This window comes from Halomonas sp. KAO, assembly GCF_015595025.1.
Lineage (GTDB): Bacteria > Pseudomonadota > Gammaproteobacteria > Pseudomonadales > Halomonadaceae > Halomonas.
On sequence record NZ_JADNRL010000018.1, the window covers coordinates 1 to 5,783 of the forward strand.

Genomic DNA, 5,783 nt, shown 5'->3' on the forward strand with positions numbered 1-5,783 from the left:
AGCCTTGGGGGCTGCCATGCGAAAATTAGTACATATCGCTTTCGGCATCCTGAAGTCACAGACCGAATATCAGCCACAACCAACTCAGTGAGGGTTGCGGCTGGTCGGGAGAGACGGTATCTCCTCTTCGACCTGTCCCCGGCGCCCCTCCTGCAAGACCTCGAGTTTGAGGCGTTCCCTGGCCTTCCCTATAATCGAGCCTCTTGCGTTCACCCCACGACATATCATAACGACGACGCCTGCGGCCACGGCCCAAGAGGCGCGCCTGGACACCCATGAACCCTGATCTCGACGCCCTCAAGCCCTACCCCTTCGAGCGGCTGGCCGCCCTCAGGGCCGGCGTGACGCCTCCCGCGGGGCTCGCGCCTATCCCGCTGACCATCGGCGAGCCCCAGCACGCCCCCTATGCCGGCGCCCTCGAGGCGCTGCTGGCGAGTCAGGCCGACTTCGCTCGCTACCCGGCCACCGCCGGCAGTGCCGAGCTTCGTCAGGCCATCGCCGACTGGGCCAGGCACCGTTTCGGCCTTGACGGCCTCGACCCCGACACCCAGGTGTTGCCGGTCAACGGCACCCGCGAGGCGCTGTTTGCCTTCGTTCAGGCGGCGCTGGACCGCACCCGTCCGGCGAAGGTGGCCATGCCCAACCCCTTCTACCAGATCTACGAGGGCGCCACCCTGCTCGCCGGTGGCGAGCCCTACTACCTCGACTGCAACGCCGAAAGCGGCTTTCGCCCCGACATCGAGGCCGTACCCGCCGACGTCTGGCGCCAGGTACAGATCGTCTTTCTCTGCTCGCCCGGCAATCCGACGGGGGCGGTCACGCCACTGGCCGAGTTCCAGCGACTGATCGAGCTCGCCGACGAACACGACTTCCTTATCGCCTCGGACGAGTGCTACTCGGAACTCTATCTGGACGAGACATCACCGCCCCCCGGGCTGCTCGAGGCCTGCGCGGCCCTGGGGCGTCACGACTATCGACGCTGCCTGGTCTTCCACTCCCTCTCGAAACGCTCCAACCTGCCCGGGCTGCGCTCGGGTTTCGTGGCCGGCGACGCCGGGCTGATCGCCCCCTTCAGGCGCTATCGCACCTACCACGGCTGCGCCATGGCACTGCCGGTGCAGCACGCCTCGATCGCCGCCTGGCGCGACGAGAGCCATGTGCGCGCCAATCGCGACGCCTACCGCGAGAAGTTCGACGCCGTGACCCGCATTCTCGCCCCGGTGCTGGCGTTCCCCACCCCGGAGGCAAGCTTCTACCTGTGGCCGGCGGTACCCGGCGGTGACGACGCGGGCTTTACCCGGGAGCTGCTGCGCCATGCCAACGTGAGCGTACTGCCCGGCAGCTATATGGGCCGCCCCGCACCCGACGGCCCCAACGCTGGCATCAACCCCGGCAGCGGCCGCCTGCGGCTGGCGCTGGTCGCCGAGCCCCAGGCCACCGCCGAGGCGGCGCGCCGCATCCGCGACTTCATCGAGAGGAGGCTGTGATGTTTACCCTGTACGGCATCAAGAACTGCGACACCTGTCGCCGTGCGCGCAAGGCGCTGGACAGTTCCGGCGCTCCCTACCAGTTCCACGACCTGCGCGAGGATGGCCTCTCCGCGCCACTGCTCGAACATATCCTCGACAGGGTGCCGGTGCTGACGGCGCTCAACAAGCGCAGCACCACCTGGCGCAATCTGTCCGACGAGGAGAAGCGGGAGGTGGATGCCAACAGCGCCCGCGAGCTGCTGCTCGCCCACCCCACCCTGCTCAAGCGCCCCCTGCTGGATACCGGCGATGACATCCGCGTGGGCTATCGCGACGGCGACTACGACGACCTCCAGGGCTAAGCGGCCCCTCTGAACACACGACTCGACTCTACAAGGATTCTCGATATGCTGAGCTTTGCACTCGGAACCGGCACCCAGAACACCCAGGGCGACTGGCTGGAGATCTACTACCCCGCCCCCCTCCTCGAGCCCGATGCCGACCTGGTCGCGGCGGTCAAGCAGGTGCTGGACGTCCCGGAGGGTAACGCTGCGGTCAGCTTCCTGCCCGAGCAGTGTGGCGAGCTGGCCGGCGCCCTCAAGGCCGCCGGTTACGCCGAGCAGGCACAGCTGGCCGAGACCCTCGCCGCGGCCACTCGCCCGCTGGTGGCGATGTTTATCGCCGAGGACCTGCCCCCGCAGAGCGTCCCCGAGGTCTACCTCAAGCTGCACCTGCTGTCTCACCGCCTGGTCAAGCCCCACGGCCTCGACCTTACCGGCATGTTCGGCCTGCTGCGCAATATCGCCTGGACCAACGAGGGCGCCATCGACGTCCAGGAGCTGCCCGCCCGCCGCCTCAAGGCGCGCCTGGAGGGCCGAGCCCTCTCCGTCGACTGTGTCGACAAGTTCCCCAAGATGACCGACTACGTGGTTCCCGGCGGTGTGCGTATCGGCGACACCGCCCGGGTTCGCCTGGGTGCCTACCTCGGCGAGGGCACCACCGTGATGCACGAGGGCTTCGTCAACTTCAACGCCGGCACCGAAGGACCGGGCATGATCGAGGGCCGGATCTCGGCCGGGGTCATGGTCGGCAAGGGCTCCGACCTCGGCGGCGGCTGCTCCACCATGGGCACGCTCTCGGGAGGCGGCAATATCGTGATCAAGGTCGGCGAAGGCTGCCTGATCGGTGCCAATGCCGGCATCGGCATCCCGCTGGGGGACCGCTGCACCGTGGAGGCGGGTCTCTACCTTACCGCCGGTGCCAAGGTCACCCTGCTCGACGACCAGGGCCAGGAGGCCGGTACCGTGGCCGCTCGCGAGCTGGCCAACCAGGACGACCTGCTACTGCGCCGCAACTCCCAGAACGGCCGCATCGAGTGCCTGACCAACAAGAGCGCCATCGCGCTCAACGAGGCACTGCATGCCCATAACTGATCCTGCCGGCCTCTCGCCCACCCTGCGGCTCGCCTTCGACCTGCTAGCACGCCCCTCGGTGACGCCGGACGACCTGGGGTGTCAGGAACTGATGATCGAGCGCCTCGCGGCGCTCGGTTTCCATATCGAACGCCTGCCCTACGGCGATGTCGAGAACTTCTGGGCCACCCGTGGTCACCACGGTCCATTGCTGGCCTTCGCCGGCCACACCGATGTGGTGCCCAGCGGCCCTCACACCCACTGGGACACCCCCCCCTTCACGCCATGCATCGATGACGACGGTATGCTGCGAGGCCGAGGCGCCGCCGACATGAAGGGCAGCCTGGCGGCGATGATCACCGCGGTGGAGCGCTTTATCGCCGACCACCCCGATCACCACGGCCGACTGGGGTTTTTGATCACCTCCGATGAGGAGGGCCCGGCCAAGGACGGGACGCGCGCCGTGGTGGAGCATCTGCGCGAACGCCACGAGCGGCTCGACTACTGTATCGTCGGCGAGCCCTCCTCCACCGCTCGCCTGGGGGACGTGGTCAAGAACGGTCGCCGTGGCTCCCTGGGCGGCGTGCTGCATATCAAGGGGGTACAGGGCCATGTGGCCTACCCTCACCTGGCGCGCAACCCCATCCATCAGGCCATGCCCGCGCTGGATGCGCTGACCCGGGAGCACTGGGACGACGGCAACGACTTCTTCCCCGCGACCAGCTTCCAGATCTCCAACCTTCGCTCGGGTACCGGCGCCACCAACGTCATCCCCGGCGAGGTGGAGGTGGTGTTCAACTTCCGCTTCTCCACCGAGGTGACCCACGGGCAGCTCAAGTCGCGCACCGCGGCGATTCTCGACGCCCACGGCCTGGACTACGAACTGGACTGGACCCTCAACGGCGAGCCCTTCCTCACCGCCGAGGGCGAACTCGTGGAAGCCAGCGTACGCGGCGTCGAGGAGATCACCGGACAGACCCCCGAGCTCTCCACCAGCGGCGGCACCTCGGATGGACGCTTTATCGCTACCCTGGGCAGCCAGGTGGTGGAGCTGGGCCCCCTCAATGCCACCATCCATCAGGTCAACGAGCGGGTGCGGGCCAGCGATCTGGACGAGCTGAGCCGCATCTATGAGGCGATCATGAAGCACCTGTTCATCAACGGCAGTGCCCGACCCTGAGGCTTGCATGACAGCTGACAGCGAACCCCGTTATCCCGATATCGAGATCTACCTGGCCAAGGCCCCCGTGGAGGCGCTGAATGCGTGGCTGGGCGAGGCCATCGGAGCCGATCCTCTGGCCCCGGCCGGCAAGGGCAAGTGGCGCACCCGTGGCCAGCTCGCCGGCAACGAGATACCGGTGCTGCTGGTGGAGCGTGCCGCCGACGGCTTCGCCAGTCTCTGGTTCGATAGCGCCCAGACTCCCTGGTCGAATGACGCGGCCTGCGCGCGCTCCGCCGCCCGCCACCTGGGCGGCGAGGTGCGCTGCTCGCTGGGCGGCTGGCAACCCGGCGACGAGCCCGACCGCTTCCTGCAGGTACTCCCCGACGGGCGTGAAGCAGAGATCCACTGGCCCGACTCCGGCCGGTAGCCCGAAACGACATCGCCCCGCGGCTGCGGGGCGATATTCAAAGGCGTAAGCACCAAGGGCTTGAGTATTACAGGTGTGAGTACAGGGCGCCCCGGAGCCGGCCGATGGCGCTGCGATTCAGGTAATCACCGTGACATCGTCGGCCTGTAGCCCCTTTTCGTTCTCCACCACGTAATAGCGGACCTTCTGGCCCTCGGCCAGGGTGCGGTGACCGCGGCCACGAATGGCCCGGAAGTGAACGAAGACATCCTCGCCGCTGTCGCGAGTGATAAAACCATACCCCTTGTTGACGTTGAACCACTTCACCTCACCGAGTTCACGGTCATCGCTCTCGATCTCGGCCAGGTTGACCAGCTGGGGACTGAGGGCATTGACTGCCAGGGTGGCGACCAGCAGCACCAGGAAAACCGCCAGGGCCGAGGCAGCATAGACCACGGCGACGCCGCCTAGCCGGAGGCTGTCGAACAGCGCCTCGGACAGGGCGCCGCCGGCCAGGTGAATAAACAGGGCGATCAGCAACGGCGCCGGGGCAGCGAGCAGCAGACTGATCAGACTACAGCGAAACATGAGCTTGCGATTCATGGGCTCGAATGACTCTCTAGTTGGCAATGAACGATATTGATAACCACGAGGAAGGTGCCACGATGAACGGTGGCACGCAGCGCAAGGATTCTAGCATGAGCACGACCCACACGTCCGACACCCTTGACGAGCGCCTCACCGCACTGGAGAGCCGTATCGCCTACCAGGAACACTGGCTGGACACCCTGGACCAGGCGGTTGCCGCCCAGGAGACACGCCTGACCAGGCTGGAGCGCATCAATGACTTGATGCAGCGGAAGATTCGCGAGCAGCAGCAGGCACTGCAGGAGGGAGATGCGGCGGCACCAAGCGCCGAGGACGAGCTACCGCCGCACTATTAGCCAAGGGGCAAGGGGCAAGGGGCAAGGGGCAAGGAAAGCGTAGCGCCACCACAGGGTGAGCGGCGCCGGGGGCAGGCCGGAAGGGGGTCCGAGGACCATGGACGGCCGAGGTAGCGCCCAGGGAGGGGTTCACAGCGCCCCCGAACCGGCCTGTCACCGGGAAAGCCGCGACGCCGTACCACCAGGCCGCTTCGCGCTAAGCCATAAGCTGGAAGCTGGAAGCTGGAAGCCGGAAGCCGGAAGCCGGAAGCCGGAAGCCGGAAGCCGGAAGCCGGAAGCCGGAAGCCGGAAGCCGGAAGCCGGAAGCCGGAAGCCGGAAAACAGCATGCCTCCACCAACACTGGGGTAAGCCTTTTCTTCCAGCTTCCTGGAGCGAAGCGACGCTCTTCC

Annotated in this window: 7 protein-coding genes; 6 read left to right on the forward strand and 1 reads right to left on the reverse strand. The window is 66.8% G+C overall.

Annotation, left to right across the window (positions count from 1 at the left end):
- Positions 1 to 275: 275 nt before the first annotated feature.
- From dapC to IOC61_RS05930, 5 genes are read left to right on the forward strand one after another with little or no spacing between them, the layout of a single operon-like run.
- The gene (dapC, locus tag IOC61_RS05910; protein WP_195687948.1) at positions 276 to 1,487 is read left to right on the forward strand and encodes a succinyldiaminopimelate transaminase; all 1,212 of its coding nucleotides are present in this window, start codon (positions 276 to 278) and stop codon (positions 1,485 to 1,487) included.
- Entirely contained in the window at positions 1,487 to 1,831 is a 345-nt protein-coding gene (locus IOC61_RS05915; protein WP_195687949.1) for a Spx/MgsR family RNA polymerase-binding regulatory protein, read from the forward strand. The genes dapC and IOC61_RS05915 overlap by 1 nt, the downstream gene beginning before the upstream one ends.
- 45 nt (positions 1,832 to 1,876) lie before the next feature.
- The gene (gene dapD / locus IOC61_RS05920) at positions 1,877 to 2,902 is read left to right on the forward strand and encodes a 2,3,4,5-tetrahydropyridine-2,6-dicarboxylate N-succinyltransferase (protein WP_195687950.1); all 1,026 of its coding nucleotides are present in this window, start codon (positions 1,877 to 1,879) and stop codon (positions 2,900 to 2,902) included.
- Complete coding sequence (dapE, locus tag IOC61_RS05925) at positions 2,889 to 4,061, forward strand: succinyl-diaminopimelate desuccinylase (protein WP_195687951.1); 1,173 nt, start codon at positions 2,889 to 2,891, stop codon at positions 4,059 to 4,061. Before dapD ends, dapE begins: the two co-directional genes overlap by 14 nt.
- Positions 4,062 to 4,068: 7 nt before the next feature.
- Positions 4,069 to 4,470 carry a hypothetical protein gene (locus IOC61_RS05930; RefSeq protein WP_195687952.1) on the forward strand — a complete coding sequence of 134 codons (402 nt, stop codon included), beginning with the start codon at positions 4,069 to 4,071 and terminating at the stop codon, positions 4,468 to 4,470.
- 117 nt (positions 4,471 to 4,587) lie between these two features.
- Here IOC61_RS05930 and IOC61_RS17890 read toward each other — a convergent pair whose 3' ends face one another.
- Positions 4,588 to 5,052, reverse strand: coding sequence for a cold shock domain-containing protein (locus tag IOC61_RS17890; RefSeq protein ID WP_324254693.1), 465 nt, complete (start codon positions 5,050 to 5,052; stop codon positions 4,588 to 4,590).
- 95 nt (positions 5,053 to 5,147) lie between these two features.
- On the opposite strand from IOC61_RS17890, the gene IOC61_RS05940 reads away from it, so the two are divergent.
- The gene (locus IOC61_RS05940; protein WP_229332961.1) at positions 5,148 to 5,393 is read left to right on the forward strand and encodes a SlyX family protein; all 246 of its coding nucleotides are present in this window, start codon (positions 5,148 to 5,150) and stop codon (positions 5,391 to 5,393) included.
- The last annotated feature ends 390 nt before the right edge of the window (positions 5,394 to 5,783 follow it).

Excerpts from the sequence above, each read along its gene's own strand:
- dapC (WP_195687948.1), top strand. The coding sequence starts at position 276 with ATGAACCCTGATCTCGACGCCCTCAAGCCCTACCCCTTCGAGCGGCTG.
- IOC61_RS05915 (WP_195687949.1), top strand. The coding sequence starts at position 1,487 with ATGTTTACCCTGTACGGCATCAAGAACTGCGACACCTGTCGCCGTGCG.
- dapD (WP_195687950.1), top strand. The coding sequence starts at position 1,877 with ATGCTGAGCTTTGCACTCGGAACCGGCACCCAGAACACCCAGGGCGAC.
- dapE (WP_195687951.1), top strand. The coding sequence starts at position 2,889 with ATGCCCATAACTGATCCTGCCGGCCTCTCGCCCACCCTGCGGCTCGCC.
- IOC61_RS05930 (WP_195687952.1), top strand. The coding sequence starts at position 4,069 with ATGACAGCTGACAGCGAACCCCGTTATCCCGATATCGAGATCTACCTG.
- IOC61_RS17890 (WP_324254693.1), bottom strand. The coding sequence starts at position 5,052 with ATGAATCGCAAGCTCATGTTTCGCTGTAGTCTGATCAGTCTGCTGCTC.
- IOC61_RS05940 (WP_229332961.1), top strand. The coding sequence starts at position 5,148 with ATGAGCACGACCCACACGTCCGACACCCTTGACGAGCGCCTCACCGCA.